The sequence below is a fragment of the Aeromicrobium sp. genome (assembly GCF_036676885.1).
GTDB lineage: Bacteria > Actinomycetota > Actinomycetes > Propionibacteriales > Nocardioidaceae > Aeromicrobium.
Genome location: NZ_JAKFCB010000362.1, coordinates 1 through 2,995, shown reverse-complemented (window position 1 = coordinate 2,995; position 2,995 = coordinate 1). Strand labels below are relative to the sequence as shown.

Sequence of the window (2,995 nt, the reverse complement as noted above, 5' to 3'; positions counted from 1 at the left end):
CCGCCCTTGATCGCGCCGCACATCAGGCGACACCCGGCTCGTCGCCGAGGGCGACCGGCACGGCACGCAGAGCACCGTATTCGGTCCACGATCCGTCGTAGTTCTTGACGTTCTCGTGACCCAGGATCTCCTTCAGCACGAACCACGTGTGCGAGCTGCGCTCACCGATGCGGCAGTAGGCGATGGTGTCCTTGGCGTCGTCGAGACCAGCCTCGGCGTAGAGGGCCTTCAGCTCCTCGTCGCTGCGGAACGTTCCATCGTCGTTGGCAGCCTTGCTCCACGGCACGTTGCCGGCGGTCGGGATGTGACCGCCGATCTGGGCCTGCTCCTGCGGCAGGTGCGCCGGGGCCAGGAGGCGGCCGGCGTACTCGTCGGGGCTGCGGACGTCGATCAGGTTCTTGTTGCCGATGGCCGCGATGACCTCGTCACGGAACGCACGGATCGACTCGTCGGCGTCCTTGGCGACATACGTCGTCGCGGGACGGTCAGTGACGTCCGTGGTCAGCTCGCGCGAGTCGAGCTCCCACTTCTTGCGGCCGCCGTCGAGCAGACGCAGGTTGTCGTGGCCGTAGTACTTCAGGTACCAGTACGCGTAGGCGGCGAACCAGTTGTTGTTGCCTCCGTAGAACACGAGCGTGTCGTCGTTGCCGATGCCCTTGGACGACAGCAGCGCCTCGAGCTTCTCCTTGCTGACGAAGTCGTGGCGGACGCCGTCCTGGAGGTCCTTCTTCCAGTCGAGCTTGACGGCGCCGGGGATGTGTCCCTTGTCGTACGCCTCGGCGTCCTCGTCGACCTCGACGAGAACGATCGACGGGTCAGCGAGATGTTCCTCGACCCAGTCTGCGGTGACGAGCGCGGATTCGCGGCTCATGCTGTACCTCCGTTGTGTGCCCGGGATGGGCGTTGGTTGATGAGACAGTGCTTGTTGGGTGGGCGGATGAAGTTGTCAGACGCGAACCGGCGTCAACCGGCGCAGCGCCAGGTAGAGCTCGCAGCCGAGGCACAGGCCCACGGATGCGTTGAGCAGGGCGGCCACGAGTGCGAAGACCGTGGCGACGTAGCCGACCGCCGTCGCTCCCGCGAGGAAGGCGACGAGGGCGGCAGCGGTGAACCCGAGACCGACGACCTGGGCGAACCGCGGCGGACGGGAGTCCTCAAGCTCGGCCGGCCGCCCGATCCGCGGGCGTACGACTTTGGCGAAGAGGACCGAGTAGGGCGACGCCTGCAGGCTGACCAGGGCCGCGACCGCGAAGACCGCGACCTGGAACGCCAGCAGGACGGTGCTGACCGGCGCAGGAGTGATCAGCACCAGGGCGAGGACGCCGGCGGTGATGCCGGCGGCGACGCGCAGACCACGAGGGTCCACCTGTGTGGGTTGGGACATGTTGCTCCTGCGCTGGGGCACGGCCCGGCATGGCCTGGGCGTGCGGGAACTGACGGACGAAAGGTGTCAGCGCATTCGACACAGCGAGGAGCGCGTGCGGCAGTTGTCGACTGCGCGCCGCCTCGTCAGGTGTGTCGTCTCAAGCATGTGCTCAAGAGTAGGGGCACCTGCCGGGTCATTCACTCCGTCGTCTCATGATGTGGACTGTTGTCCCACATGCTGGCGGGAAGGTTGAAATCGCAGGCCGTTATCGTGGGTCGCCGACGGCCTGTCCGAGGGCTGCCAACACCTGTTCGCGACGCGGAAGCCCTGATGCGCGGGTCGTCACGACGCCGTCGGTGTCGAGAACCAGAACCGTCGGCGTACGCATGATGCCGAACCTGCGCACCAGGCCGAGGTGCTCCTCGGCATCGATGTCGACCGCCACGACGCCGTCGACCTTGGCCGCGATGTCGTTGAGCAGCACCCGTGTCGCCCGGCACGGGCTGCAGAACGCGCTCGAGAACTGGACGAGGGTGGCGCGCTCACCGAGCTCGGCCCCGATGTCGGCCGCGGCGAGCACCTGGGCATCGGTCTGCGGCGAACGGTCCGAGAATCGGCCATTCCTGATCTTGAGCGCCCACGCCACGGCCACCGTCAACACGACGGCGGCAAGGAGCGCCACGATTCCGGCCATGCCTCCAGCGTACGGGCCTCATGTTGCGCGCCTGAGGGACTGGGCAGCTCCCGCGAGCTCTGCGAGCAGTGGGGCAACGAGGACGTGATCGAGACCCGACCCGTTCCCGGGCTGTCTCAGAGGCCGGGCGCACCCACGAGCTGGCCGCCGATGTAGACCAGCGGCGCGGCCAGCGCGACCGACATCGCACCGGGGAACCCCCAACCCGCCGCGGCATGCGTACGACCTCGGGACCACGCGCGGCCGAGCACCTGGCCCAGCACGGCGAAGAACGCCACAGCGGACCCGACCGCGACCCCGAAGACCCACGTGAGGGTCGAGTCGAGGAAGATCGCGACCGACGCTCCTCCCCCGGCTCCCGCGAGGACCGCCGCCGATGCGCACAACCAGCGGTCGATCGGCACGAGCCAGACCAGTAGCCCGGCCGCGAGGCCCCCCGCGCCGACAGCCACGGCGTCGGCATCGCCCAATGACTGGGCCCCGCCGATCCAGCCCGTCGACAGCGCTGCGAAGGTGCCGAGGGTCACGGCGTACGCCGTGGAGGGGACGAGGTCGTGGCGGCCGTCCTTGCGGAGCATCTGCGCGATGAGTGCGACGAACACCGAGACCGCGATCGCCGGAAGGATCCCGGCCATCATGCCGTTGTCGGTCGCACCCACCACATCAGCCGAAGTGCCGTCCGCGCCGTTCAGCAGGTCCGGCTCGAGCGTGATGACCGTCGCCGCGAGACCGCCGCTCAACGCCGCCACGAAGTGAGGGGACCGGATGGAGTGCCCGGCGGCGTCGACGGCGGGCGGGGCCAGTGCGATCAACACCTGGACGAGGATGACCGCCGCGCCGACGAACACCGGGTCGGTGTAGGCCGCCAGGGTGATGACCCCGGCCAGCGCGAGGGACAGCAGGGTCGATCCGAGGCGTGACACCCCCGCATGATG

The 2,995-nt window shown here is 68.6% G+C and carries 4 protein-coding genes; all 4 read right to left on the bottom strand.

Annotated elements, in window-relative coordinates:
• Positions 1-22: 22 nt before the first annotated feature.
• The gene (locus tag V6M46_RS17220; protein ID WP_332667324.1) at positions 23-871 is read right to left on the bottom strand and encodes a sulfurtransferase; all 849 of its coding nucleotides are present in this window, start codon (positions 869-871) and stop codon (positions 23-25) included.
• A 75-nt stretch (positions 872-946) separates the two neighbouring features.
• Entirely contained in the window at positions 947-1,384 is a 438-nt protein-coding gene (locus tag V6M46_RS17215) for a DUF4395 domain-containing protein (RefSeq protein ID WP_332667323.1), read from the bottom strand.
• A gap of 247 nt (positions 1,385-1,631) precedes the next feature.
• Positions 1,632-2,060: a thioredoxin family protein gene (locus V6M46_RS17210; RefSeq protein WP_332667322.1), complete on the bottom strand. Its 429-nt coding sequence runs from the start codon at positions 2,058-2,060 to the stop codon at positions 1,632-1,634.
• Between the two features lie 116 nt (positions 2,061-2,176).
• The coding region (locus V6M46_RS17205) for a hypothetical protein (RefSeq protein ID WP_332667321.1) at positions 2,177-2,995 on the bottom strand (819 nt) is incomplete at its 5' end.